Origin of the sequence: Pseudomonas sp. MM227 (genome assembly GCF_947090715.1) — a bacterium.
GTDB lineage: Bacteria > Pseudomonadota > Gammaproteobacteria > Pseudomonadales > Pseudomonadaceae > Aquipseudomonas > Aquipseudomonas baltica.
Genome location: NZ_OX352319.1, coordinates 533821 through 559889 on the forward strand (window position 1 = coordinate 533821; position 26069 = coordinate 559889).

20 protein-coding genes and 2 pseudogenes are annotated in these 26069 nt (G+C 65.0%); 4 read left to right on the forward strand and 18 right to left on the reverse strand.

What is annotated here, in order from left to right:
- Nucleotides 1-2: 2 nt before the first annotated feature.
- The 17 genes and pseudogenes from ONG87_RS02395 to cbiE form a co-directional block, all read right to left on the reverse strand.
- On the reverse strand, nt 3-2573 hold the full coding sequence (locus tag ONG87_RS02395; protein ID WP_192059090.1) for a membrane-targeted effector domain-containing toxin: 2571 nt from the start codon (nt 2571-2573) through the stop codon (nt 3-5).
- Nucleotides 2574-2725: 152 nt separating this feature from the next.
- Nucleotides 2726-4426: an urease subunit alpha gene (ureC, locus tag ONG87_RS02400; RefSeq protein ID WP_264382141.1), complete on the reverse strand. Its 1701-nt coding sequence runs from the start codon at nt 4424-4426 to the stop codon at nt 2726-2728.
- Nucleotides 4427-4467: 41 nt separating this feature from the next.
- On the reverse strand, nt 4468-4773 hold the full coding sequence (locus tag ONG87_RS02405) for an urease subunit beta (RefSeq protein ID WP_122480331.1): 306 nt from the start codon (nt 4771-4773) through the stop codon (nt 4468-4470).
- Nucleotides 4774-4807: 34 nt separating this feature from the next.
- A complete protein-coding gene (locus ONG87_RS02410; RefSeq protein WP_264382142.1) occupies nt 4808-5326 on the reverse strand; it encodes a GNAT family N-acetyltransferase in 519 nt (172 codons plus the stop codon).
- Between the two features lie 8 nt (nt 5327-5334).
- Nucleotides 5335-5637 (reverse strand): urease subunit gamma, encoded by a 303-nt coding sequence (locus ONG87_RS02415; RefSeq protein WP_049861996.1) that lies wholly within the window; start codon nt 5635-5637, stop codon nt 5335-5337.
- A 169-nt stretch (nt 5638-5806) separates the two neighbouring features.
- Nucleotides 5807-6646, reverse strand: coding sequence for an urease accessory protein UreD (locus tag ONG87_RS02420; protein ID WP_264382143.1), 840 nt, complete (start codon nt 6644-6646; stop codon nt 5807-5809).
- A 30-nt stretch (nt 6647-6676) separates the two neighbouring features.
- A complete protein-coding gene (gene urtE, locus ONG87_RS02425) occupies nt 6677-7375 on the reverse strand; it encodes an urea ABC transporter ATP-binding subunit UrtE (protein WP_122480328.1) in 699 nt (232 codons plus the stop codon).
- A 104-nt stretch (nt 7376-7479) separates the two neighbouring features.
- A complete protein-coding gene (gene urtD, locus ONG87_RS02430; protein ID WP_192059098.1) occupies nt 7480-8340 on the reverse strand; it encodes an urea ABC transporter ATP-binding protein UrtD in 861 nt (286 codons plus the stop codon).
- Complete coding sequence (gene urtC / locus ONG87_RS02435; protein WP_122480326.1) at nt 8337-9416, reverse strand: urea ABC transporter permease subunit UrtC; 1080 nt, start codon at nt 9414-9416, stop codon at nt 8337-8339. Before urtC ends, urtD begins: the two co-directional genes overlap by 4 nt.
- On the reverse strand, nt 9416-10981 hold the full coding sequence (gene urtB, locus ONG87_RS02440; RefSeq protein ID WP_264382144.1) for an urea ABC transporter permease subunit UrtB: 1566 nt from the start codon (nt 10979-10981) through the stop codon (nt 9416-9418). Before urtB ends, urtC begins: the two co-directional genes overlap by 1 nt.
- 223 nt (nt 10982-11204) lie before the next feature.
- Nucleotides 11205-12470 carry an urea ABC transporter substrate-binding protein gene (gene urtA / locus ONG87_RS02445; protein WP_122480324.1) on the reverse strand — a complete coding sequence of 422 codons (1266 nt, stop codon included), beginning with the start codon at nt 12468-12470 and terminating at the stop codon, nt 11205-11207.
- A 371-nt stretch (nt 12471-12841) separates the two neighbouring features.
- Complete coding sequence (locus ONG87_RS02450) at nt 12842-14203, reverse strand: PepSY domain-containing protein (RefSeq protein WP_264382145.1); 1362 nt, start codon at nt 14201-14203, stop codon at nt 12842-12844.
- Between the two features lie 223 nt (nt 14204-14426).
- A complete protein-coding gene (locus ONG87_RS02455) occupies nt 14427-14861 on the reverse strand; it encodes a DUF2946 domain-containing protein (RefSeq protein ID WP_264382146.1) in 435 nt (144 codons plus the stop codon).
- Nucleotides 14862-14865: 4 nt separating this feature from the next.
- A complete protein-coding gene (locus ONG87_RS02460; protein ID WP_192059187.1) occupies nt 14866-15318 on the reverse strand; it encodes a copper chaperone PCu(A)C in 453 nt (150 codons plus the stop codon).
- Between the two features lie 170 nt (nt 15319-15488).
- Entirely contained in the window at nt 15489-16211 is a 723-nt protein-coding gene (locus ONG87_RS02465) for a cobalt-precorrin-6A reductase (protein ID WP_264382147.1), read from the reverse strand.
- A gap of 10 nt (nt 16212-16221) precedes the next feature.
- Nucleotides 16222-17304 (reverse strand): annotated as a pseudogene (locus tag ONG87_RS02470) (cobalt-precorrin-5B (C(1))-methyltransferase); the annotation flags it as partial.
- Nucleotides 17297-18505, reverse strand: a complete 1209-nt coding sequence (gene cbiE / locus ONG87_RS02475; RefSeq protein WP_264382148.1) for a precorrin-6y C5,15-methyltransferase (decarboxylating) subunit CbiE — start codon at nt 18503-18505, stop codon at nt 17297-17299. The gene cbiE and the pseudogene ONG87_RS02470, both read right to left, overlap by 8 nt.
- A gap of 42 nt (nt 18506-18547) precedes the next feature.
- Here cbiE and cobG point away from each other — a divergent pair.
- The 4 genes and pseudogenes from cobG to cobJ all read left to right on the forward strand — a co-directional run bounded on the left by cobG (nt 18548) and on the right by cobJ (nt 23105).
- Nucleotides 18548-20064, forward strand: a pseudogene (gene cobG / locus ONG87_RS02480) (precorrin-3B synthase).
- Complete coding sequence (locus tag ONG87_RS02485; protein ID WP_122796485.1) at nt 20057-20683, forward strand: precorrin-8X methylmutase; 627 nt, start codon at nt 20057-20059, stop codon at nt 20681-20683. Before cobG ends, ONG87_RS02485 begins: the two are co-directional and overlap by 8 nt.
- Nucleotides 20683-21414 carry a precorrin-2 C(20)-methyltransferase gene (locus ONG87_RS02490; protein ID WP_122480316.1) on the forward strand — a complete coding sequence of 244 codons (732 nt, stop codon included), beginning with the start codon at nt 20683-20685 and terminating at the stop codon, nt 21412-21414. Before ONG87_RS02485 ends, ONG87_RS02490 begins: the two co-directional genes overlap by 1 nt.
- Complete coding sequence (gene cobJ, locus ONG87_RS02495; protein ID WP_264382149.1) at nt 21414-23105, forward strand: precorrin-3B C(17)-methyltransferase; 1692 nt, start codon at nt 21414-21416, stop codon at nt 23103-23105. Before ONG87_RS02490 ends, cobJ begins: the two co-directional genes overlap by 1 nt.
- A 121-nt stretch (nt 23106-23226) precedes the next feature.
- On the opposite strand, the gene ONG87_RS02500 is transcribed toward cobJ, so the two are convergent.
- Nucleotides 23227-26001, reverse strand: coding sequence for a hybrid sensor histidine kinase/response regulator (locus tag ONG87_RS02500; RefSeq protein ID WP_264382150.1), 2775 nt, complete (start codon nt 25999-26001; stop codon nt 23227-23229).
- Nucleotides 26002-26069: the final 68 nt, after the last annotated feature.

Below are 26069 nucleotides of genomic sequence, written 5' to 3' on the forward strand. Positions count from 1 at the left end.
CGCTACGCCTCGATGCCGGACCCCTTGCCGGCCGCTGGCATTTTCAGGCTGATGTCGCCGCGAATCGGTATCAGCCCGGGGGTCAGCACTTCCCCGGTATCAAGGCCGAAGCGCAATGGCTGATCGCCGTCCACCAGCTTGACCCGCAGGCTTGGGGTTCCGATCAGATTGGCCAGGCCTGGGGTGCGGCTATAGTGGTTGGCCACGGTCTGGTCGGTCAGCGCCAGCCATTTTTCCTCGGGTTTGAGGCTCTGCAGCGCTTCGATGCGTTTGTACGCGTAGTAAACCCGCAGGCGTTGCTGCAGATGTGGCGCCGGGTTGCTCAGGCCGTCGGTGGACAGGCTGGCGGCGCAGTCCAGGGCTTTCACGCTTATGCCTTGGCGCCGCGCTTCCACCAGCACCTGGCGCAGGGTGTAGCGACCACTGTCCAGGGTGGTGCCACGGTTGTGCAGGTCACGCAGCTTCTTCTCCAGATCGCGGCCCAATATCCCGGTCGCGTGAAAGCGGTCGAGCAGGTCCTGATGCAGGTCCTTGAGCAGGCCTTGCACGTACAGCGTCTTGACCTGCTGGGCCTTGAGCGTGGACATGTATTTGATCAACAGCTGGCAACTGCCGACGGCATTCCTGGCCTCGTTGACCACCACCCCGGTATTGCTGGCATACACCTGAGTGAAAAACTCTTTGGGCGTCATGGTGGTGCTCACCGCCGGCAGGCGTGGGCTGTGCTGTGGGGTAGAAGTCAGGAAGAAGGCTTCGGCCTCCTTGCCCAGGTTCGTGCGCAACTCGATCAGCTGTGAGCGGGCGGTGCGCAGCACGCTGTCGATGGGCCCGGTCATCAACTGATGTGCGCCGGGATTGACCAGCATGGCGGTGATGTCACGAAAGCCAGGTGAAGTGTCGAATGCGGCCAGCGCGTCGGTGCTGGCCGCCAGGTTCTCGGGGGCGGTCATGGTGAACAGCTCCCAATGGCCGGTCCAGCTTCTTTGCACGGGGTAGCTGCCGGTGATCTGCTCGGGGGCGATCGGATCGACGATCACCCAGCGCTCCAGCGAGTCGATGTGGGTGACCTGAAAGATCTTGCCCTCCAGGCGAATGTAGTGCTGGCCATCGGGGTTGGTGAACACGCCCTGGTAGATGCCGGTGCCTTCCGGCAATCCGGTCAGGTCTTCATCCGTGGCGATGAGGTCCAGGGGCGAACCACCGGGAGTCACGCGGTCGATCTGAGCCAGGTCAGTGCTGTCCAGGTCGAGCGCGGCGCCCAGCTCCTCAAAGTTTCCCAGCTCGGCGATGGCTTCGTCGCCCACGCCGCGCAACAGCGGCATATCCAGCAGGATGTTCAGTGCATCCAGGATCGCCGCCTTGAAGGCCGCTTGACGGGCCTTGGGTACGGTCCCGTGCACGGCGTTCGCCAGGTGCGTACCAAAGGCTATCGAACCCGCCGCCACGGCCACCAGGGCCACTGCCGGGTCCGCCGGGGCCATGGGCGTGACGATGCGCATGAATGCCTCCAGGTCGACGAGGAACAGCTCCCTGCGCAGTTCGTGATTGCCGTTCAACAGTTGCCTGGCATCGAGCTTGAGACGTTTGCCCACGGTATCGAACAGCAGGCTGAACACGTCCTTGTCGATCGTCGTCGCGTTGCCGTTGAGCAGGCGCTGCCCGGCTTGCCATGGCGTGGTACGGATGCGCTCCAGGGTCGCCAGCAGCAGGCCCCGCGGTGGCAGGATCGACTCTCCGGGGGTGTCGAAGTGAGCGATCAGGCGCTCACGGCCCTGCTCGTGGGCGGCCGTTTCGGCCACCCACTCGTACATCTGCTGTTCATTGTGAAAGACCCGGAACCAGGCGGCAGGGATGTACAGGATCTGCGGGCCCTTGCCAGTGGTGATGCGCAGTATGTCGAACGAGGTCAGGTCCCCCAGGGTAAAACTCTTGACCGTTGCCTGGGTGCGAGCCGTGTGCAGCCGTTTCAGGTCCTCCAGGGTCGGCGGTCCTGCGATGGGGCCGGCCAGGGTGTCGAACACCAGCCTCAGCTCCCGATTGCTCAGCGCTCCGCTGTTGTAGGCATTCCAGCTGAAGCTGAAAAACAGGATCTTGATCAGCACGCGGCCGTCATCGGCATAGTCACGCAGGAAGGCGTCCAGGCGCTTCTTGTAGTGGCTGGAGAAATCCGTGGCCCAGAACGCTTTCATGATCTGCGAGGGCGCCAGGGGGACCTGATTGGTTTCGTTGTAGATCCCGGCCTGCTGGACGGTATAGAACCCGGACATCTGATCGAGCAGGTCGAAGTTCACTTGATAGAACGTCTTGAACCGGCGCAGGACCAGCTCCGTGACGGTCAGCGTTTCCTTGGGCTTGCCCATGTGCTGCTGTCCGGTAAAGGCGCGTGGGTTGTTCTGGGCGTTGTCGAAGTCGTGCCAGTAGACGGTGTCCGGATCCAGATCCAGGTGGGTATGGAACTTGAGCAGCTTGATGCCCCAGTCCCGCGCGCACTCGCGCAGGTCAGGGAAGTTCGCGTAGTAGCGGTCGGCAATGGCACTGACGTTTTCGGCCGATAGCGGGGTGGCGCCGGTCATGGTGGAGCTCCTGGATCGAATGGAGCTGCACCATAGAAAATCCGCCGGGGGGTTACGGCCTACATAGTTAGGCTGGCCCTGTCCGGGACAGCCTTGTCGGCACGGCGCATTGAGAACAGGCTTCTTAGAACAGGCCTCTTAGAACAGGCCTCTTAGAACAGGAAGTAGCGCTGCGCCATGGGCAGCACATCCGCCGGTTCGCACCACAGCAGCACGCCATCGGCCTTGACCTGGTAGGTCTGCGGATCGACGTCGATGTCGGGCAGGTAACCGTTGTGGATCAGGTCGGTCTTTTGCACCGAGCGACAGCCCTTGACCACCGCAATCTGCTTCTTCAAGCCCAGTTGCTCGGGCACGCCTGCGTCCAGCGCGGCCTGGCTGATGAAGGTCAGGCTGGTGGCGTGTCGCGAACCACCGAAACTGGCGAACATGGGCCGGTAGTGCACGGGCTGCGGCGTCGGGATGGAGGCGTTGGCGTCGCCCATGAGGCTGGCGGCGATGGCACCACCCTTGAGGATCAGCGTCGGCTTGACGCCGAAGAACGCCGGCCGCCAGAGCACCAGGTCCGCCCATTTGCCGACCTCGATCGAACCCACTTCATGGCTGATGCCGTGGGTGATGGCGGGGTTGATGGTGTACTTGGCAATGTAGCGCTTGGCGCGGAAGTTATCGTTGCCCTCGGCGTCCTCGGGCAGCGCGCCGCGCTGTTTCTTCATCTTGTCGGCGGTCTGCCAGGTGCGTGTGATCACCTCGCCGACCCGGCCCATGGCCTGGCTGTCGGAGCTGATCATGGAAAACGCGCCGAGGTCGTGCAGGATGTCTTCGGCGGCAATGGTTTCGCGGCGAATGCGGCTCTCTGCGAAGGCCACGTCCTCGGCGATGCTGGGGTCCAGGTGGTGGCAGACCATGAGCATGTCGAGGTGCTCGTCGATGGTGTTGCCGGTGAACGGCCGGGTCGGGTTGGTCGAGCTGGGCAGTACATTGGCGAAGCCGCAGGCCTTGATGATGTCCGGAGCGTGGCCGCCGCCAGCGCCTTCGGTGTGGTAGGTGTGGATGGTGCGCCCCTTGAAGGCAGCCAGGGTGGTCTCGACGAAACCCGACTCGTTGAGGGTGTCGGTATGAATCGCAACCTGCACGTCGTATTGATCGGCCACGTTCAGGCAATTATCGATGGCGGCCGGCGTGGTGCCCCAGTCTTCGTGCAGCTTGAGCCCGATGGCCCCGGCCTTGACCTGTTCTATCAGCGGCTCGGGCAGGCTGGCGTTGCCCTTGCCGGTGAAACCGATGTTCATGGCGAAGGCATCGGCGGCCTGGAGCATGCGCGCCATGTGCCACGGCCCCGAGGTGCAGGTGGTCGCATTGGTGCCGGTGGCAGGCCCGGTGCCGCCGCCGATCATGGTGGTGACGCCGCTCATCAGCGCTTCTTCGATCTGCTGCGGGCAGATGAAGTGGATGTGGGTGTCGATGCCGCCCGCGGTGAGGATCATGCCTTCGCCGGCGATGACCTCGGTGCTGGCGCCGATGGCGATGGTCACGTCCGGCTGGATGTCGGGGTTGCCGGCTTTGCCGATCGCGGCGATGCGCCCGTCCTTGAGGCCGACGTCGGCCTTGACGATACCCCAGTGATCGATGATCAGGGCATTGGTGATCAGCGTGTCGACTACTTCGGCGGCCAGCAGCTGGCCCTGGCCCATGCCATCGCGAATGACCTTGCCACCGCCGAACTTCACTTCTTCGCCGTAGGTGGTGAAGTCTTTTTCCACTTCGATCCACAGGTCGGTATCGGCCAGGCGGACCTTGTCACCGACGGTCGGGCCGAACATGTCGGCATAGGCTTGTCTGGAAATCTTCATCGGTATGCCCTGGAATTCAGTTGTGTATGGACCCTGTGGAGTCAGAGGTCACCCATGATGCGCCCGGCGAAGCCATATACCCGGCGCAAGCCGGCCAGGTCCACCAGTTCCACTTCGCGGCTCTGCCCCGGTTCGAAGCGCACGGCGGTTCCGGCGGGAATGTTCAGGCGCATGCCGCGAGCGGCCGGGCGGTCGAAATGCAGGGCGTCGTTGGTTTCGAAGAAGTGATAGTGCGACCCCACCTGAATGGGCCGATCGCCGCTGTTGGCCACGGTCAGGCTGAGGGTGCGCCGGCCGACGTTGAGCTCGATGTCGCCAGGCTGGATCCGGTATTGGCCAGGAATCATGAAATAGCTCCTCGAAGCGAAGAAAGACGGTGGTTCAAGCCGAGGCCTGGGGCGGCTCGGCGCCTGGCTGCAGCGCCAGTTGCATGAAGGTCAGGTCCAGCCAGCGGTCGAACTTGATGCCTACCTGGGGCATCTGCCCGGTGGTGACGAAACCCAGGCGTTCGTGCAAATGGATCGATGCCTGGTTGCCGCTTTCGATGGCGGCCACCATGACGTATTTGCCGCCCTCGCGAGCACGCTCGATGAGCGTCTGCATCAGACGCGCGCCGAGACCTTTGCCGCGCTGGTCGTTGCGCACGTACACCGAGTGCTCGACGCTGTAGCGAAAGCCTTCGAAAGGTCGCCAGTCGCCGAACGAGGCGTAGCCAGTGACCTCGCCTTGTTCCTCTGCCACCAGGATCGGATAACCCTGCGCCTGGCGCGCCTCGAACCAGGCCTGACGGTTGGCCAGGTCGACCGGCTTCTCGTTCCAGATCGCCGTGGTGTTGAGCACTGCATCGTTGTAGATCGCGCAGATCCCAGGCAGGTCGCGCTCGGTTGCATCACGAATCATGGCGTGCCTCAGGCGATGGGTTGATGGACGGTGACCAGTTTGGTGCCGTCGGGAAAGGTGGCTTCCACCTGGATCTCCGGGATCATTTCCGGAATACCTTCCATGACCTGTTCGCGGCTGAGCAGGGTGGTGCCGTAGTGCATCAATTGCGCCACCGTCTGGCCATCGCGGGCGCCTTCGAGCAGCGCCGCGGAGATCAGCGCCATGGCTTCCGGGTAGTTCAGCTTGAGGCCACGGGCCAGACGGCGCTCGGCTACCAGGCCGGCGGTGAAGATAAGCATCTTGTCTTTTTCGCGGGGTGTCAGGTCCATGGGTGTTCCTTCAGAATATTGGTTGGCAGTGAGGGCCTCTTCGCGGCCACTGGCCGCTCCTACGGCTACCCGGCAGATCGCCTGTGGGCGTGGCCGGCTGCCGCAGGCAGGTACCCGGCAGATCGCCTGTAGGAGCGGTCAGCGGCCGCGAAAGGGCTGGCAGATTCAATCAGGTGCTCCAGATCCGCGGGGCCAGCGCTTCGCGGCCGAGCACGGCCGGGCGCAGCATCTTCCACAGTTCGATCAGCCAGTCGCGCGCATGCAGTGCCTCGTCGGCCAGGCAGCGTGCCACCAGCAGCCCCGGCAACTGGCTGAGGTCGCCGCGTACGCGCGCCGGTAGTGTCCGGCAGCGTTCAAGCAGGGCCGGGTCGATCTCGCCGGTCACCAGCAAAGTGGCGAACACCGGCTTGCCTCCCAGGCCCACGGCCGAGTCGAGCAAGCCATCGTTGCCGATGATGCGCTGGCGTTCATGCCACAGCAGTTCGCCGTCTCGGCGAATTTCCAGCCGCGACTGAAAATGCCCCTGGTCGAAACGCTCGGCTGCCGCCGGTCGCCCTACGGCGACGATGTCCCAATAGAACAACCGGGCATCGCCCTGCAGGTAAATACGGGTATCCAGTTCGGCTTGGGCGGCACTGTAGACGATGGTCTCCTGGGGCAGCCATTCCAGCGTGGCGCCCGCGGCCACATGCAGTTCGGTGTTTTGACAGGCAGGGCTGTTGGCGCGGTACCACTTGGCCGCGCCCGGTGTGGTCAATTGCGCCCAGGCGTTGGCCTGCACCTGGGCGCTGATGTCCAGTCGATCGCCCCCGGCGATACCGCCAGGCGGATGCACGATGATGTGCTGGCACACCTCGGGCCCTTCGGCATAAAGGTGCTTCTGCACCCGCAACGGGCCGAAATGGCGGCGCAGGATCGGTCGCGTACTGTCGCCGAACCGCGCGTACCCCAGCTCCAGCCGGGCGTGCCAGCTGGGCGTGTAGGGCAGGGAAGTGACGGGTAGATTCATGGCCTTCATTCTTGTTCGGGTCGCGGCAGATTAAATGGTTACCAGGCCGCGTACACCCTCCGATTCCATGTTTTCACCCCGACCCTGCTGAACGATTTCACCGCGCGACATGACCAGGTACTGATCGGCCAGTTCGGCGGCGAAATCATAGAACTGCTCGACCAGCAATATCGCCATGTCGCCGCGCGCGGCCAATTGCTTGATCACCGCGCCGATCTCCTTGATCACCGACGGCTGGATGCCTTCGGTGGGCTCGTCGAGAATCAGCAGCCGTGGTCGGCTGGCCAGCGCCCGGCCGATTGCCAGTTGCTGCTGCTGCCCGCCGGACAGATCTCCACCGCGGCGGTGCTTCATCTGCAGCAGCACCGGAAACAGTTCGTAGATGAACGCCGGCACTTCGCGAGCCTCACTGCCGGGGAAGCGTGACAGCCCCATCAGCAGGTTTTCCTCGACCGTCAGGCGGCCGAAAATCTCGCGGCCCTGGGGCACGTAGGCGATGCCTGCATGCACCCGCTGGTGTGGCTTGAAGGCGGTGATCGGCTTGCCTTCCCAGGCCACGCTGCCTTGCTTGGCCGGAATCAGGCCCATCAGGCACTTGAGCAGGGTGGTCTTGCCGACGCCGTTACGCCCCAGCAGGCAGGTCACTTCGCCGATGTTCACGGCGAACGACAGGCCGCGCAGGATGTGGCTGCCGCCGTAGTATTGGTGAAGCTGGTCGACTTGCAGCATAGGTTTTGTCCTTGTTCTTGCAGTGTCCGGGCGGGCTTCTTCGCGGCCGCTGACCGCTCCTACGGTTTATTACCGTAGGAGCGGTCAGCGGCCGCGAACGGACCTCAACGCCCCAGATAAACCTCGATCACCCGCTCATCGGCCTGCACCGCCTCGAGCGACCCTTCGGCCAGCACGCTGCCCTGGTGCAGCACCGTCACATGGTCGGCAATCGAGCCGACGAAACCCATGTCGTGCTCCACCACCATCAATGAGTGCTTGCCGGCGAGGGTCTTGAACAGTTCGGCGGTGAATTCGGTTTCGGCATCGGTCATGCCCGCCACCGGCTCATCGAGCAGCAACAGCTGGGGGTCCTGCACCAGCAGCATGCCGATTTCCAGAAACTGCTTCTGGCCGTGGGACAGCAGGCCGGCCGGGCGATCGATCGACGCGCTCAGGCGAATGGTCTCCAGCACGTCGACGATGCGCTCATGCTGCTCGGCGCTCAGCCGCGCACGCAGGCTGGCCCAGACCGACTTGTCGGTCTTCTGCGCCAACTCCAGATTCTCGAAAACGCTCAAGGCCTCGAACACGGTCGGCTTCTGGAACTTGCGGCCGATGCCGGCCTGGGCGATCTGCACCTCGCTCATGTGGGTCAGGTCCAGGGTTTCGCCGAACCAGGCCTTGCCCGTGGTGGGCCGGGTCTTGCCGGTGATCACGTCCATCAGGGTGGTCTTGCCGGCACCGTTGGGCCCGATGATGCAGCGCAGCTCGCCCACGCCGATGTACAGATTGAGGTCGTTCAACGCCTTGAAGCCGTCGAAGCTGACACTGATGTCTTCCAACGTCAGGATAGTCCCGTGGCGGGTGTTAAGCCCCGGTCCGCTGGCCTGGCCCAGGCCGATGGCATCGCGGCTGGTCCCAGCGTCGCTGTTGGGATCGAGCACCGGTTCGAGCATGAACTCGGCGGTTGCGGTGATTCTCATTGTTCACCCCTCTTTTTCAGCAGGCCGATCACACCCTTGGGCAGGTACAGGGTCACGATGATGAACAGCGCGCCGAGGAAGAACAGCCAGTATTCAGGAAATGCCACGGTGAACCAGCTCTTCATGCCATTGACGATGCCGGCACCCAGCAGCGGCCCGATGAGCGTGCCGCGTCCGCCCAGAGCCACCCAGACGGCGGCTTCGATGGAGTTGGTCGGCGACATTTCGCTGGGGTTGATGATGCCGACCTGCGGCACGTACAACGCCCCGGCGAGGCCGCACAGCACCGCGCTGAGCACCCAGACGAACAGCTTGAAACCGCGCGGGTCGTAACCGCAGAACATCAAGCGGTTCTCGGCGTCGCGCAGTGCGGTCAGCACCCTGCCGAACTTGCTGCGCGCCAGGCGCCAGCCCACGTACAGACTCAGCACCAGCAGCGCCACGGTGAGCAGGAACAGCACGGCACGGGTACCTTGGGATGTGATGCTGAAGCCCAGGATGCTGCGGAAGTTGGTGAATCCGTTGTTGCCGCCGAAACCCGTCTCGTTGCGGAAGAACAGCAGCATGCCGGCGAACGTCAGTGCCTGGGTCATGATCGAGAAGTACACGCCCTTGATCCGCGAACGGAAGGCGAAGAAACCGAACACCAGTGCCAGCAAGCCTGGGGCCAATACCGCCAGGCACATGGCCCAGAGGAAATGCTCGGTACCCACCCAGAACCAGGGCAGCTCGGTCCACGACAGGAACGTCATGAACGCCGGCAAGCCGTCGCCGGCCGCCTCACGCATCAGGTACATGCCCATGGCATAGCCGCCAAGGGCGAAGAACAGCCCGTGGCCCAGCGACAACAGGCCGGCGTAGCCCCAGACCAGGTCCAGCGCCAGGGCGACGATGGCATAGCAGAGGATCTTGCCGACCAGGGTCAGGGTGTAGGCCGAGACCTGCAAGCCGTTGCTGGCCGGCAGCAGTGACAGCAGCGGCAGGGCGACGAGGATCGACAGGATCACGACGCCGATGGCGAGGGTCACTTTCGGCCCGGCTTTCTGCGCAGCAGTGAGCATCAATGGCTGGTTCATCAGTCGATCACCCGTCCTTTCAGTGCGAAGAGGCCTTGCGGACGTTTCTGGATGAACAGAATGATCAGCGCGAGGATCAGGATCTTGCCGAGCACCGCACCGATCTGCGGTTCCAGGATCTTGTTGGCGATGCCCAGGCCGAACGCGGCGGATACGCTGCCGGCCAGTTGGCCGACGCCGCCCAGTACCACCACCAGGAAGGAATCGATGATGTAGCTCTGCCCCAGGTCGGGGCCGACGTTGCCGATCTGGCTCAGCGCCACGCCACCCAGGCCGGCAATGCCCGAGCCCAGGCCGAAGGCAAGCATGTCGACGCGCCCGGTGGGCACGCCGCAGCAGGCGGCCATATTGCGGTTCTGGGTCACGGCGCGCACGTTCAGGCCCAGGCGGGTCTTGTTCAGCAGCAGCCAGGTCAGCACCACCATGGACAGGGCGAAAGCGATAATCACGATGCGGTTGTACGGCAGCACCAGGTTGGGCAGCACCTGCCAGCCGCCGGAGAGCCAGGCCGGGTTGGCCACTTCCACGTTCTGCGCACCGAAGATCAGGCGAATCGCCTGGATCAGCATCAGGCTGATACCCCAGGTCGCCAGCAGGGTTTCCAGGGGGCGTCCGTACAGGTGGCGGATGACGGTGCGTTCCAGCACCATGCCGATCACAGCGGTAACGAAGAAGGCCACGGGCAGCGCGATCAGCGGGTAGTACTCGATGGCGCCCGGCGCCAGGCGCTGGACCAGCATCTGCACGACGTAGGTGGAGTAGGCGCCGAGCATCAGCATCTCGCCATGGGCCATGTTTATCACGCCAAGCAGGCCGAAGGTGATCGCCAGGCCCAGGGCGGCCAGCAGCAGGATCGAACCCAGGGACATGCCGCTGAAGGCCTGGCCCAGGATGTCGCCGACCATCAGCTTGCGCTTCACTTGAACCAGGCTGGTCTCGGCAGCGGTGCGCACAGCCGTGTCCGCTTCGACACCGGGCGCCAACAGGTTTTCCAGACGGGTGCGCGCCAGTGGCTCGCCGGTTTCACCCAGCAGGCGTACCGCAGCCAGGCGCACGGCGGGTTCGGGATCGACCAGCTGCAGATTGGCCAGGGCCAGGGTCAAGGCGGTTTTCACCGTTTCGTCCTGTTCACCGGCGGTCTGCCGGTCGAGCAGGGGCAGTTGGCTGGGCTGCGCCGAGCGTTGCAGTTGCTGCGCGGCGGCCAAGCGTACCTGAACATCGTTGCTCAGTAGTTGGTGGCTGGCCAGGGCGGTGTCCACCAGGCCGCGCAGACGGTTGTTGAGGCGCAACTTGCGCACTGGTTCGATGGCCGCGGCAGTGCCGTCGGCTGCGGTCATCTGGCCATCGGTTTCGATGAACGGTTTTTTCTCGGCATCGGCCGCCACTCGGCCGTCCTGAAGGGCGGTGAGCAAAGCCATCCGCGCCGGCTCGGGCTGCGCAGCCCAGGCTTCCAGCAGTCGAACCTGCTCGGCGGATGAAGCGCCGGTAAAATCACTGGCGTCGTTGGCGCTCGCCACCATGGGCAAGAGCAGAACGACAGCGGTGAAGAATTTGATGAGGGACATGGCAAGTCCTTTGAATTGAAGGCAACACCCGCCCCCTTTGTGGGAGCGGTCATCGGCCGCGAAAAAAAACGCTGCGGTCTATCAGCTGCACTGCGATAGCCCTTCGCGGCCATAGACCGCTCCTACAGAAAACTCGCGATCCACCGTAGGAGCGGTCATCGGCCGCGAAGAGAGCGCTGCGGTCTACCAGACGCACCGCGCCGCCCCTTCGCGGCCACGTGGATCAGTTGCTCTTCACCGCATGATCCGGCTTCTTGTCGTTGCCAGGAATGTACGGGCTCCATGGCTGGGCGCGGATCGGCTCCTTGGTCTGCCACACCACGTTGAACTGACCGTTGTCCTCGATCTCGCCGATCATCACCGGCTTGTGCAGGTGGTGGTTGGTCTTGTCCATGGTCAGGGTGTAGCCCGACGGCGCAGCGAAGGTCTGCCCGGCCATGGCCTCACGCACCTTGTCGACGTCGGTGGACTTGGCCTGGTTGGCGGCCTGTGCCCACATGTTGATGCCCACGTAGGTCGCTTCCATCGGGTCATTGGTGACCACGGTGCCGGCGTTCGGCAGGTTCTTGGCCTTGGCGTAGGCTTTCCAGTCAGCAACGAACTTGGTGTTTTCCTTGTTCTCCACCGACTGGAAGTAGTTCCATGCCGCCAGGTTGCCCACCAGCGGCTTGGTGTCGATGCCGCGCAGCTCTTCTTCGCCGACCGAGAAGGCCACCACCGGTACGTCGGTAGCCTTCAGGCCCTGGTTGGCCAGTTCCTTGTAGAACGGCACGTTGGAGTCGCCGTTGACGGTGGAGATGACTGCAGTCTTGCCGCCTGCCGAGAACTTCTTGATGTTGGCGACGATGGTCTGGTAGTCCGAGTGACCGAACGGGGTGTAGACCTCTTCGATGTCCTTGTCGGCGACGCCCTTGGAGTGCAGGAAGGCGCGCAGAATCTTGTTGGTGGTGCGTGGGTAGACGTAATCGGTGCCCAGCAGGAAATAGCGCTTGGCCGCGCCACCGTCTTCGCTCATCAGGTATTCGACCGCCGGGATCGCCTGCTGGTTGGGCGCCGCACCGGTGTAGAACACGTTCGGCGACATCTCCTCACCCTCGTACTGCACGGGGTAGAACAGCAGGCCGTTGAGTTCTTCGAAGACCGGCAGCACCGACTTGCGCGACACCGACGTCCAGCAGCCGAACACCACGGCCACCTTGTCCTGAGTGATCAACTGCCGTGCCTTCTCGGCAAACAACGGCCAGTTGGACGCCGGGTCCACCACCACCGCCTCGAGCATCTTGCCATTGACGCCACCCTTGGCGTTGATCTGGTCGATGGTCATCAAGGCCATGTCTTTCAGCGAAGTCTCCGAGATGGCCATGGTGCCGGACAGCGAATGCAGGATGCCGACCTTGATGGTCTCGGCAGCCTGGATCGTCCAGGACAAACCCATGGCAGCGATCGATGCGGAAAGGGTGAACGCCTTGATCAAGCTGCGACGCTTCATTGTGCAATCTCCATGTACGGAATGTCGTTCCGGTGCGGCAGGTGGGGACTTCTCGCTGGAGTATTGCAAGGGGTGTGCCGGAGTCGCGCAGGGGCGCAATACGTGCCGGTTGAGGTGAGGCAACGCAGCGGCGCGCACCGTGCTGGTGCTCGACTGGCAGGATGGTGCGCAGGGTTGAGTGGTATTGGTGCGCCGGACTACGTGCGCGACCCACCAGGCAGATCGCGTGCACCGCCGACGCGGCTTGCGCCGCTGCTGCGGGATCGCGTGCACCGCCAACGCGGCTTGCGCTGCTGCTACGGGGGCCGCGAATCCCCTGTAGCAGCGGCGCGAGCCGCGTCCGGGCGCACCGCAGATGTATGCAGGATGACTCAGACAGCTTCGACCGAAGGCCGCACCCGCAGCAGCACCCGATCCGCCACCCAAACCAGCACCAAGGACAGGCCCACCAGCGGAAACAGCACGCCCACCGCAACCATCACCCCGACCGCCACCTTCCATCGCGGCAGATCATGGCGCAGCGGCGGTACACCGAGCTTGCCCTGTGGCCGGCGCTTCCACCAGATCACCAGGCCGCTGACCGAACTGAGCAGGATCATCAGGCACACCAGCAGCGCGATGATCTGATTGACCGGGCCGAACATCTTGCCCTCGTGCAGCATCACGCCGGTTTCGGTAGCACGGGCGACCAGGCCGTACTGTGCCCAGCGCACATCGGCCAGAACCTGACCGCTGTACTGATCGATGTGCAGGGTCGCGTCGTTGCGTGGGTCGTCGGCGAATACCGCCACGGTGAACACGCCGCTCGCGGTGGTCGGCAAGGTGATGCTGTAGCCCGGCTCCACCTGCAATCGCGCCGCTGTATCGACCACGCTCTGCAGGCTGATCTGCGGCGCCGCCGGGGCATGCACGTGCTCGCCATGAGCCATGTGTTCGGCATGCGCGCCGCTGGACTGTGGCATCGGCGTGTGTTCCATGGCCCACGGCACGGTCTGCCGGTGGGCCTGGTTGAGTTTGCCAGCCTGCTCGTCGGAGGTGGGCATATCGTTCCACATGGCGGCAGGGAACTGGTTCCACAGCTGGGCATACTGCTTACCCCAGAAACCGGTCCAGGTCATGCCGCTGAGCAGCATGACCAGCAGCAACGCCGCGCCCCAGAAACCGACTGCCGCATGGACGTCGCGCCACAGCGCCCGGCCACGGCTGCGCCAGCGCGGCCAGAGCACGCCGCTGGCCGCCGCGCCGCGCGGCCACCACAGGTACAGGCCGGAGATCACCAGCACAATGCCCCAGCCGGCGGCCAGCTCTATCAGCCGGTCGCCGACGGTGCCGATCATCAATTCGCCGTGCAGCGCCCTGGCCACCGCCTGCAGGTTCCACTTGGCATCTTGCGCGCCCAGCAATTCGCCGGTGTAGGGATTGACGAATACATTCAGTTCGCGGCCATCGGCATGGACCACGAACTGAGCGCTGCGCTCGGCGGTGCTGGGCGGCAGGTACTGGCCGATGGCACCACGCGGGTAGGCGTTGTGGGTTCGCACCAGCAATTCATCGGCGCTCAGGCGCTGTTCGGCCACCGGCACCACCAGCAGGTCACGGTACATCCAAGGGTCCAGCTGTGGCTTGAACAGGTAGATGATTCCGGTCAGCGCGAGCAGGATCATGAACGGCGCGACGAACAGCCCGGCGTAGAAATGCCAACGCCAGGCAAGGTTGTAGAAAGAGGTTTTCATGGAGAAGGCGTGTTCCGACTTATCGTGTACTCAACAAGGCCCATGCGCTGCCCGTTCCCTTCCACAGGTCAACCGCGCTACCGCGCGGGAGCGAGCCTTGCCTGCGAAGACATTCGCAGGATCAGCAACGCCCACTGTGGGAGCGGGGCGGGCGGCGAGCCATCTACCCGCGAAGAGGCCCGCGTTGACAACGCACAAGCGTGTGTATGTTTGGCGTGGAAGCTCAAACCAACGCAGGCGGCGCTCGCGTGCGCGCGCCGAGGAACACCGCCTGTGTAGCGTGCCCCGCGCGGGGCTCGGCCATGAATACACTGTGCGGGCGCTGCGCATTCGCCCCCGCAATGGCCAGCGCCTGAGGCAGCGCTGGGCAATGGAAGAACAGGCTGCAATAACCGCACTTTTCCATCAGCACGTGCAGGTCGCTGCTGCCCGCGGCGCTGCCGTGATGCTCGCCATGAGCCTGGTGGTCCATGGCGGGCATGTCCATGACGGGCACGGCGCTGTCCAGCACCATACTGGACATCCTGTGGTCCATCGGCATGGATTGGGAAATCAGCGGGCCGATGAATATCATCAGCATCGCGAACAGGCTGATCCAGCTGGCGCGCGCCTTGGCAGACGGCGTGGAAGGAGGGCGCTTGGCGCTCAGCGCATTCATTCAGTCAATGCGCATGCTCGGTGGCCTCTTCCTGCGCGGGCGCCTGCTTGAGCACCTGTACCTCCACCACGAAATCACCGGCCTTGGCAAAGTGCAGCGTCACCGGAAAGTGCTGGCCGGCCTGCAATGGGCTGCTCAGCTTGAGATCCAGCAGCATCACGTGAAACGCCATCGGCGCGAAGACCGCGTGGCCGCTCGCCGGAACGGTGACACCCTGGACCTGCTGCATTTTCATCATGCCGTCCTGGTTGATGTGCTGATGCAACTGCGCCTCTGCGGCGATGGGCGTGTCGACGCTGGTCAGCGTGTCGTCGTCGAGCCCGCGGTTGCGCAGCTCGAAGTACACCGCCGCTGTCGGCGAGCCGGGTGGCAGTTCCTGGGACCAGGGTTCGACGATGAGCAGGTCACCCGCCTTGTATTGACGGACGTCGCCCTGTGCGGCCGCAGCAAGCAGCATGAGCACACAGGCAGACCAGAATCTTTTCATCGCAGACACCCCGATACGAAAGCCGCCATTGTAGCAGCGGCGCAAGCCGCGTCGGCGGCATACGCAATAAATCTGGTCCACCGCGCAAGCCGCATCATCAGGCACCGCAATACCCTGTAGCAGCGGCGCAAGCCGCGTCATCAGGCGCCGCGATTCATCTGCACCAGCAATGAGCCCGCATCCATGAACATGCGATCCACCGCGGGCAGCGCCGGGCGCTTGAGCACCAACACCGGCAACCCCATCTCCCGCGCCACCTGCAGCTTGGGTTCGGTCGCGCCGCTGCCGCTGTTCTTGCTGATCAGCACGTCGATGCTGCGCTGGGCGAACAAAACGCGTTCGTCGTCCAGACAAAAGGGACCACGGGCGCCGATGACCTCGCATTGCGCCGTGCCCGGGTAGGGGTCCAGCGCCCGCAGGGTCCAATGCTGATGCGGCGGGATCTCGTGGAGGTGCTGCAGAGGTTCGCGACCCAGGGTAAACAGCGGTCGCTGGAACGGTGCCAGCACCTGCACCAGTGCAGCCCAGTCGACCACCTCTCTCCAGTCGTCACCCGCCTGAGGCGCCCAGGCCGGACGGCGCAAGGCCCAGCACTCGATGCCGGCCAGGCCCGCCGCCTTCGCCGCATTGGCGCTGATCTGCGCCGCATAGGGATGAGTCGCGTCCACCAGCAACGTGATGCCCTCGCCACGAATGTAGGCTGCCAGCCCTTCGGCACCGCCATACCCACCGACGCGCACCTGACAGCGCAGGTCGGTCGGCACGCGGCCCACGCCCGCCAGGCTGTAGACATGCTCAGGCCCCAGGGTCCGCGCGATCGCCAGGGCCTCGGTCACGCCACCCAGCAGCAGGATGCGCTTCATGGACTCCCCCCGCCTGCCCGACGATCCCGCCCTGGCGATCGATGGCGAACACCTCCACCTGAACCCGATCCTGTACCACGCTGCAAGCGAATTGCCAGGCATGGCGGCAGACCTCATCGCCCAGCTTCACGCCCTCGGCATGGGCCAGGGCCAAGGCTTGCTGGCTGGTGTTGGCCGCGCGAATCCGCGTTTGCAGGTCACTGCCTGCGCCGACGTCGCTGGCCCAACCCGCCAGCTGTGCCAGATCGATACTCGAATGACGACTGTGCAGGTCCATGTGTCCGGCCGCCAGCTTGCTGATCTTGCCGAAACCGCCGCACAGGCTGAGTTTGTCCACGGGCACCTTGCGCAGGTGTTTGAGTACCGCACCGACGAAGTCTCCCATCTCGATCAGGGCGATCTCGGGCAACGCGTAGACCTGGCGCATGGTGTCCTCGCTGGCATTGCCGGTGCACGCGGCGATGTGCCGGTAGCCGTTGGTGGTCGCCACATCGATACCTTGATGAATGGAAGCGATGTAAGCCGCGCACGAGAACGGCCGCACGATACCGCTGGTGCCCAGGATCGACAGCCCGCCGAGGATGCCCAGGCGCGGGTTCATGGTCTTGAGCGCCAGGCCAGCGCCGTTCTCGACGTTGACGGTGACCTCGAAGCCGCCGCCGTAGCCATGTTCCTCGGCCAAGCGCGCCAGGTGCTCGCCGATCATCCGCCGCGGCACCGGATTGATCGCCGGCTCACCGACACCTAGCACCAGCCCCGGCCGGGTGACCGTGCCTACGCCGACGCCGGCCACGAAATGGATGCCGGGCTCATCGAGCAGACGCACCTGGGTGTACAGCAAGGCGCCGTGGGTCACATCCGGATCATCGCCGCCATCCTTGAGCGTACCGGCTTCAGCGCCGTCGGCATTCAGCCGGCAGAACTCCAGGCGCATCGACACCTGCTTGCCCTTGGGCAACACGATATGCACCGCATCGCTGGCGCCACCGCCGAGCAACAGGCGCGCGGCGGCCAGGCTGGTGGCCGTGGCGCAACTGCCGGTGGTCAGGCCGCTGCGCAGTGGTGCCGGCTGTTCCGCTGTTTCTTCACGCATCGAGGGGTTTGACCGCTTCGAGCAGGGTGATCGGCAACGCCTGGCGCCAGGTGTCGAACTCGCCCAACGGGCAGGCCTGGGCAATGTGCAGGCGGGTCAGTTCGCCGCCGTGGTGCTCGCGCCACTGCACCAGCGCCAGTTCGCTTTGCAGCGTGACCGCGTTGGCCACCAGACGGCCACCGGGTTTGAGCGCCGCCCAGCAGTCGGCCAGGACGTTTTCGCGGGTGACGCCACCGCCGATGAAGATCGCGTCAGGCGTGGCCAGCCCGGCCAGGGCCTGCGGCGCCCGACCGCGCACCAACTGCAGGCCTGGCACGCCGAGGGCATCGCGGTTGTGTTCGATCAAGGCCTGGCGGCCCTCGTCGGATTCGACCGCGATGGCGCGGCAACTGCGGTGGGCACGCATCCATTCGATGCCGATCGAGCCACAGCCGGCACCGACGTCCCACAGCAACTCGCCCGGCTGGGGTGCCAGGCGTGCCAGGGTCACCGCGCGAATGTCACGCTTGGTCAGTTGGCCATCGTGGCGAAAGGCAGTGTCGGGCAGGCCGGCCAGGGGTGACAGCCGCGGGGCGTCCGGGCTTGCCTGGCATTCGAGGGCGATCAGGTTGAGCGCGGCGATCTCGCTGAAGTCATCGTTGGCGGTACCGTCGATACGACGTTCGCCGGGCCCCCCCAGGTGTTCGAGCACGGTCATGCGGCTGGCACCGAAGCCGCGCTCGCGCAGCGACCGTGCAACGGCTTGCGGGCTTGCCCCATCGTTGCTCAAGACCAACAGGCGCTGGCCGCTGTACAGGTGTGCCGCCAGCGCCGCGACTGGACGGGCGACCACCGACAGGGTCACCACGTCTTGCAGGGCCCAGCCCAGGCGAGCAGCGGCCAGAGAGTAGGAGGACGGCGAGGGCAATACGTGCATCTGCGCAGCCGGGACCTGCCGCGCCAGGCTCGCGCCGACGCCATAGAGCATCGGATCACCGCTGGCCAGCACGCAGACTGCCTCGCCGGGCTCGGACAGTACCGCATCGAGGCTGAACGGACTGGGCCAGGCGACGCGGGTACCGACGATGCAGCGCGGCAGCAGTTCGAGCTGGCGTGGCGCGCCGACGATGCGCCGCGCGCTCAACAACGCACGTCGCGCCTGTTTGCCCAGGCCCGCAAATCCGTCTTCACCGATACCTACCAGGGTCAGCCAGGCCGACATGAATATTCCTCATACAAAACTATTCCGACGGGCAGACTTTTCATGCCTTCGGCCAAAGCAGGCATAATACCGCGCCTTACCCATTCCAGTGGTTTTTCGCGCGTGTCCGGTGCCCCTTTGAACAAGACTTCGAACGTTGTCCGCCCCTCGGCGTGTCCGGGGTTGCTGCGTATCGTGCAGGCATTGGACGGGGGGATCTGCCGCATCAAACTCGCCGGCGGCGAACTGGGTGCGCACCAGGCCGAGGCCGTCGCCGAAGCCGCCGAGCGGTATGCCGGGGGAACGATCGAGGCGACCAACCGCAGCAATCTGCAGATTCGAGGTATCGGTGAACGTCATCAGGCCTTGATCGAGCACTTGCTGCAGGCTGGCTTGGGTCCACGGGACGCGGCCGGTGACGACGTGCGCAATGTCATGCTCGGCCCCACCGCCGGCATCGACCCCCGCCAGGTCGTCGACACGCGCCCACTGGCGGCCCAGGTCATCCACAGCCTGGAAACCGAGCCGCGCTTCCATGCGCTGTCGGCCAAGTTCGCGGTGCAGTTGCACGGCGGCGAGCGCCTGGCGATGCTCGAGCATCACCACGATCTGTGGCTGTCGGCCTTCGAGCGTGATGGACAGTGCTGGTGGGCGTTCGGCCTGGCCGGCTGTCCCGGGAGCGACCCTGCCGTGGGCGCCGTGCCTTTCGACCAAGGCCATGCCTTGGTGGCGGCGGTGTTGGACCGCTTCCTTGAATTGGCGCGCCCTGAACACACGCGAATGCGCGATCTGCTTGCCGACGCCTTCTTCGCAGGCAAGGGGCTCAGCCGCCCGCCTCGCTCCCACAGGATCCTCGTCGCTGATACCAGCATGCCAGCCACCACAGCCAAGGCAGGCAAGATTGCTGCACCTGTGGGAGCGGGCTCTGCCCGCGAAGAGGCCGCCACTGACACTACCCAGGCATTCCTCAGTACCCTGGGTCTGCCTGTTTGCCCTGCACCACTGGGCAGGCCGCTGGCTACCTTCAAACTGGGCATCCAGCCACAGCGCCAAGCGGGCCTGAGCTTCATCTGCACCCTGGCCCCCCTGGGCCGGCTGACCCCGGCCATGCTGCGCGGCGCGGCCCAGCTCGCTCGCGACCACGGCAACGGCACCCTGCGCATGACCCCGTGGCAGGGCCTGCTGTTACCTGACCTGCGCGATCCCGAACCCGTGCTCCAGGCCCTGACCCAGCTGGGCTTCATCACCGGGCCGCAACAGCCCTTGGCGGCCATGATCGCCTGCACGGGCGCCAGCGGCTGTGCCAAGGGCCTGGCCGACACCAAGGCGGATGCCGTTCGCCTCGCCGCTTTGCTGCCTGCGCGGGCGCCGCTGAGCGTACATCTGAGCGGCTGCCCACGTTCATGCGCCGCGCCCATGTCGCCCCGGCGACCCTGCTGGCCAGTAGCGCCGGCCATTATGACCTGTATCTGCGCGACGCCGAACGACCCGGATTCGGGACTCTGCTCGCGCGCCATCTTTCACTGGATGCGGCCGCTGCCCTGCTGCGCGACCGCTCACGGAGCGACACCCATGATTGACTACATCCGCGATGGTCAGGAGATCTATCGCAATTCCTTCGCCATCATTCGTGCCGAAGCGAAGCTGGATCAGATCCCCGCAGACCTGGAAAAGCTCGCCGTACGGGTCATTCACGCCTGCGGCATGGTCGATGTCGTCCAGGACCTGCGCTTCTCGCCCGGCGCCGGCAAAGCCGGCCGCGACGCCCTTGCCGCCGGCGCGCCGATCCTGTGCGACGCGCGCATGGTCGCCGAAGGCATCACCCGCGCCCGACTGCCTGCGAACAACCAGGTGATCTGTACCCTCAAGGACGACAGCGTGCCAGCCCTTGCCCAAGCCTTGGGCAACACCCGCTCGGCGGCTGCGCTGGAGCTGTGGCGGCCCCATCTGCAAGGCTCGGTCGTGGTCATCGGCAATGCGCCGACCGCGCTGTTCCACCTGCTCGACATGATCGATGCCGGCGCGCCCAAGCCCGCCCTGATCCTCGGCTTTCCAGTCGGTTTCGTCGGCGCGGCCGAGTCCAAGGCGATGCTGGCGGCGGACAGCCGTGGTGTGCCGTTCGTCATCGTCGAAGGCCGCAAGGGTGGCAGTGCCATGGCCGCCGCTGCGGTCAATGCACTGGCCACGGAGGTCGAGTGATGCAACCGCGTGGCCGTCTGCTGGGACTGGGCGTAGGCCCGGGCGATCCCGAACTGATCACCGTCAAGGCGCTGCGCCTGTTGCGCGAGGCGCCGGTGGTGGCCTATTTCGTCGCCAAGGGCAAGAAGGGCAATGCGTTCGGCATCATCGAGGGCCACCTGCAGGCTCTGCAAACCTTGCTGCCGCTGGTCTACCCGGTGACCACCGAAGCACTGCCAGCGCCGCTTTCCTACGAGCAGGTCATCAGCGATTTCTACGACACCGCCAGCCTGGACGTCGCCGCGCACCTGGATGCCGGCCGCGACGTGGCGGTGATCTGCGAGGGCGATCCGTTCTTCTATGGCTCCTACATGTACCTGCACGACCGGCTCGCCGAACGCTATGAAGCCCAGGTGATCCCTGGCGTCTGCTCGATGCTCGGCGGTGCTTCGGTGCTGGGCGCACCCTTGGTGTACCGCAACCAGAGCCTCTCGGTGCTCTCGGGCGTGCTGCCGGCGGACGACCTCAAGCGTCGCCTGGCCGACGCCGACGCCGCCGTGATCATGAAGCTGGGCCGCAACTTTCCCAAGGTCCGCCAGGTGCTGATCGAACTGGGCCTGGGCGAGCGCGCCCTGTATGTCGAGCGCGCCACCATGGCCAACCAGAAGATCGTCCCCCTGGCCGAGGTCGATCCGACCTCGTCGCCCTATTTTTCCTTGATCATCGTTCCGGGTGAGAGGTGGCAAGGCTGATGAACGCCCCAGCAATCGTCATTCTCGGCAGCGGTGCCCTGACCACCGCGCGGCGCCTGCAGCAACTCTATCCACAGGCGCTGATCCACGGCCTGGCCGAGCGCGTGACCGGTGTCGAGCGCAGCTATCAGGACTTCGGCGCCACCTTGCGTCAGTTGTATCGACAGGACACCCCGATCATTGCCCTGTGCGCGGCGGGCATCGTCATCCGCTGCCTGGCGCCGCTCCTGCTGGAGAAGGGCGCCGAACCGCCGGTGCTGGCCGTGGCCGAAGATGGCAGCGCGGTGGTGCCGCTGTTGGGTGGCCTGGCCGGGGTCAACGTGCTGGCTCGCGAGATTGGCGCAGGCCTGGGAATTGCGGCTGCGATCACCACCAGCGGCGAGCTGCGCTTCGGTACCTGCCTGCTCAACCCGCCCAGCGGCTATGCCCTGGCCGATCTGGAACTGGGCAAGCGCTTCGTTTCCGACCTGCTCGCCGGTGAGCAGGTGCGCGTCGAAGGCGCCGCGCCCTGGCTGGCCGACGCACGGCTGCCCGAAGACGCACAGGCGCGCCTGGCCATTCATGTTGGCAGCGAGGCGCGGGCGCCGGTTGCCCACGAACTGCTCATCCATCCGCGCAACGTGCTGGTGGCGGTGAATTCAGCGTTGCCCCATTTGGCGGAGGCCGTGCGTGACGCACTGCAGGGCCGTCGTATTGCCGTGCCATCACTGGCGTGCCTGCTGGCGGACGAGGGCGCCATGGCCGATTCTGCGCTGCACGATGCTGCCGCCGACTTGGGCGTGCCGCTGCGGTTTGCCCCGGCGCAAGGCTCGCTGGTGCAGATGGCCGGCCACGCGGTGCCGCAGTCGTCGCCCGTGGCGATCGGCGAACACATGGCAGTCGCCATGGCCGAGCAGCCACTGGACCTGTCGGGCATTGGCCGGCCGCGCGGACGTCTGGCCGTCATCGGCCTGGGCCCCGGCGCCGCCGACCTCATGGTCCCGGCGGTCAAGACGGAGCTGGCGCGTGCCAACGACATTCTGGGCTACGAGACCTACGTGCGCATGGCCGGCCCGTTCCGCGCCGATCAGGTGCTGCACTGCACCGACAATCGCGAAGAGATGCAGCGTGCCCGGCACGCGTTCGAATTGGCCGCTCAGGGTCGCTCGGTGGTGGTGGTGTCGTCCGGTGACCCCGGCGTGTTCGCCATGGCGGCTGCGGTGCTGGAAGCGCTGCACGAATCCGCCGACCCGAGTTGGCACGCGGTAGAGCTGCAGATGCTGCCAGGCGTCTCGGCCTCCCTGGCCACGGCGGCCCAGGCCGGCGCACCGCTGGGCCACGATTTTTGCGTATTGTCGCTGTCCGACAATCTCAAACCCTGGGCCATCATCGAGAAGCGCCTGGACCTGGCCTGTCAGGCTGATCTGGCCCTGGCGTTCTACAACCCGATTTCCCGCTCGCGGCCGTGGCAACTGGGCAAGGCGCTGGACATCGTTCGCCTGCATCGCACGCCTGCCACCCCCGTCGTGTTGGGCCGCGACATCGGCCGTCCCGGCCAGACCTTGCGGGTCATCACGCTGGGCGAGCTGACGCCTGAGCAAGTGGACATGCGCACCATGGTGCTGGTGGGTTCTTCCACTACCTGCACCTTCGCCAAGGCCGCAGGCGGCACCTGGGTATACACCCCACGCTGGTACGGCACCAAGCCCTGATCTACAAACGAACACCAACCGCCGCCGAACGCCCCCCTGTAGCAGCGGCGCAAGCCGCGTCCGGCCGCACCGCGCACTTCCTGACACACCGCGTTTGCCGCCGACGCGGCTCGCGCCGCTGCTACGGGATCAGGGGGGTTTCAACGGGGGGGATGATGGCCTCGCGCTGTGAAGCCCAGTGCTCCACCAGTTCGCGCAATTGCGACATTTCGATCGGCTTGGCCATATGCCCGTCCATGCCGGCCTGGCGCGCCTGCTCCTTGTGCTCGCTGAGAATATGCGCGGTCAGCGCCACCACCGGTGTGCGCACGCGCTGGTTGCCCATTTCCCAGGCACGCAACTGACGGGTCGCCGAGAAGCCGTCGAGAATCGGCATTTCACAGTCCATCAGCACCAGGTCGTAACGCTGGGCCTTCATCGCCTTCAGGGCTTCCTCGCCATTGCTGGCCGTGTCGGGATGCAGGTTGAGCTTGCCGAGCATGCCGCGGATCACCTTGGTGGAAATGTTGTTGTCTTCGGCCACCAGAATACGAAAGTCACCTGGCACATCGATCGGCGCCAGGTGGGCGGCAGCGAGTGGCGGTGCCTCGCTTTCTCCACGATGGCTGAGCTCGTCGGCCAGGGTGGTCTTGAGGGTGTACCCGGCCACCGGTTTGGCCAGGATGCGCTTGATCCCGGCATTGCGTGCGACCACCTTGCTCGGCGCATTGCTGATACCGGTAAGCATGATCAACAGAATGTCGTGGTTCAGGCTTGGATCTTCCTTGATCTTCGCGGCCAGTTGCATGCCAGTCATGCCGGGCATGTTCTGGTCCAGCAAGACCACGTCGAAATAGTCACGCAGGTGCGCCTTGGTTCGCAGCAAGGCCAAGGCCTCCTTGCCCGACGGCACGGAGCTGACATTCAGGCCCCAGGCACTGCACTGCTGCACCAGTACCTTGCGGCAGGTCTCGTTGTCGTCGACCACCAGCACCCGCGCGTTCTTGAGCGGCAGGTCGAGGTCCGAAGACGGTTGCTCGAGGCGTTGCGGATCCAGCGGCAGGGTCAGCCACAGGGTGCTGCCATGCTCGCTGCCGCTCTTGATGCCGAAATCACCCTTCATCAACAGCACCAGTTGGCGGGCGATCACCAGCCCCAGGTGCCCGCTCAGGCGGTTGCCGTCGAGCAGGTTGGTACTGCGCAATTCGGTGTGCAGCAGCGCTTCGCGTTCGGCGCCGGGCATTGGTTCGCCACTGTCCTGCACGGCGATGCGCAGGCGCGGGGTGGCGCTGCGCTGGTCGAGCGCCACCACCAGCAGGATCTCGCCCTGGTCGGTCTTCTTCAGCGCGTTGTCCAGCAGGCTCAGCAGCGCCTGGCGCAGGCGTGTAGGATCACCACTGATGACTCGCGGAACCTGGGGCTGGGTAAAACTGATCAACTCGATGTTCTGCTGCTCGGCCTTGGCGCGAAAGATGTTCAGGCAGTCTTCGATCAGGGCGTGCAGGTCGAACTGCACATCGTCCAGTTCGATCTGCCCGGATTCGATCTTGGAGATGTCGAGGATCTCGTTGATCAGACCGAGCAGCTCGTTGCCGGCACTGTGGATGGTCTGCACGTAGTCGCGTTGCTTGACCGACAGCGGTGTGCCCAGCAACAGTTCGGTCATGCCCAGGACGCCGTTCATGGGGGTGCGGATCTCGTGGCTGAGCTTGGCCAGGAATTCCGCCTTGGCGTTGATCTCGGCAGTGCTGGCCGCCAGCTGCCGGCTGGCGCTGAAGCGATCCTCGCTGATGCTGCGCAGGCGCTGGGTCAGCGCGGCGTTGAGGATCACCCCGCCCACCATGGCAAACCCGAGCAGGGTGAAAATCAGCCACTGCGAAGGTGTGCGGGTCAGGCCCAGCAGCGCCGGCAATACCACCAGGCACCCCAGGTTGCACACCAGCAGCCCCAGGCAGAAGGTGCGTGCCGGGCGATAGCCCTGCAGCCAGTGCCAGATGCCGATCATCAGCATGGTCATGCTGGTCAGGGCCAGCAGGCCGTAGGCGAAGAAGTTGAACGGCAGGCCGTCGATGAACAGCAACAACAGCCCGCACAGGGCGATCAGGGCAACCTCGGCCTTGATGATGCGGTTGGAGCGCTGATGGCCGCGTACGGCAAAGAAACGCAGGCAGAACATCAGCCCGGTCATCGATGCCAGCAGCAGCGCGCTGTAGGCGGCGGGTGTACGCGCTGCCGGCCACAGCGAAACCCAGGGCCCGGTGAAGTTGAACAGGATCAGGGCCGAGGCCAGCAGGCAGGCCTGGGAGCAGGCCAGCCACAGGCTGCTGCTGGAGCGGCGATGGGCGAAGCACATCAGGTTGTGCAGGATGAGCATGGCAACGCAGCCCAGCAGCAGCCCGAACAGCAACGGCTCCCGTTGATCGGCGGCCGCTGCGGAAGAGGATTGCAGAACGATGCTGGGGCGGATCTGGTGTTCGGAGGCGATACGCAGGTACACGTCGAGATGTTTCTGGCTCACCGGCAAGGTCAGCAGATGGTCGCTGCTGGCCAGCGGCGCCTCGGTGTTGGCATCGGTGTCCGACGACACACGCCTGATCAGCGTGTCGGCGTCGAGCACATAGAAATCCAGGGCCTTCAGGTCAGGGCAGAAAATACGCAGCAACAATTCCTGGTCGGTCGGCGGCAGGCGATAGTGCAGCCACAACGCGCCGTTGGGCCCGGCCGCGTTGACCTGACGCAGTTGCACCGGGGCGAACTGGTTCTGGAAGCGTTCGGAGCGCACGTCGCCCAACTGCAGCCGGCCGTCTTCGTCCATCAACATCGACCAGCCGCCCGCCGACTCTGCCTGGGCGCCGAGCACACAGAGCAGGGCCAGCAGGCCGGCGGTGAATCCTATGGCAGTCCTGAGCCAGCGCAAGGCGAAATCCCTTCGTAGATGAATGCCTGATTATAGCCGCGTGCGCCATGAAACGTGTGTCGGGGGCT